General features: G+C 44.2%; 1 protein-coding gene. It reads right to left on the bottom strand.

Features of this window, described 5'->3' with window-relative positions; all coding sequences use genetic code 11:
• Positions 1-180 precede the first annotated feature (180 nt).
• Positions 181-791: HlyD family efflux transporter periplasmic adaptor subunit (locus A3735_RS27945; protein ID WP_156499983.1), on the bottom strand; the 611-nt coding region annotated here is incomplete at its 5' end.

The following is a 791-nucleotide window of genomic DNA, read 5'->3' as shown; positions in this document are numbered from 1 at the left end:
TAACGTAGTCGGGTTCGAAGTTTGGTAAGAACTGAGTGTTAAGTTTGATTAGTGATACCGCACCTGCAAGCAGCATAATCAGCATGAGCAGGTTGGCTGCTACTTTATGTTGAGCAAAGCGGCCAATTAAATCTGAGCGGTGATCACCTGGGTTTTGTTCGTGATTTACAATGCTCATTCTTAGCTACGCTCTTTAACTTTTAGACCGGAAATTGCATTGGGGAGCTGGGTTGTTGTGACCTTATCGCCATCGCCTAGATGCTTACTACGAATAATGACTCTGTCTTGAAGAGTCTCTTCATTTGCAGAATTCGTGCTAAGACTTAAAAGCTGTTTTCCTAATACTTCAATATTTAGCGATTGAAGCCGTCCCTCCTCAATACGATAAATTCGATTTGTTCCATAGATTGCCGACACGGGTAGAGTGAATACGTTTGTTAGTGCTGGCATATCAATGCGTAATCGTAATGCTTTGTTTAGAATCAAGTTATGCTCTTCGCTAGCAGGTCTAAATAGAGCATCGACACCGCCATTGCTGAGACTTGCCTGGCCAGATAAGCGCAGAAGTTGTAATGGTATTTCTGATTGATGGCTAAGTGCCGTGGCTTGGATGTTGATACCCTGTTGCAGTGCATCACTAATAAGTGCCAGATATTTGTCGGGTACTTGAGCGCGGAGCTCCATATTCTTTCGGTCGTAGAGAGAAACCAGTGCTTGTCCCATTTGTATTCGCTCACCCGGAGCGACCTTAACACTTGTGACAATACCGTCAAAAGGGGCTCTGATCTGAG

The organism is Oleiphilus sp. HI0061, assembly GCF_001635675.1.
This window is presented reverse-complemented; position numbering and strand designations above follow the sequence as displayed.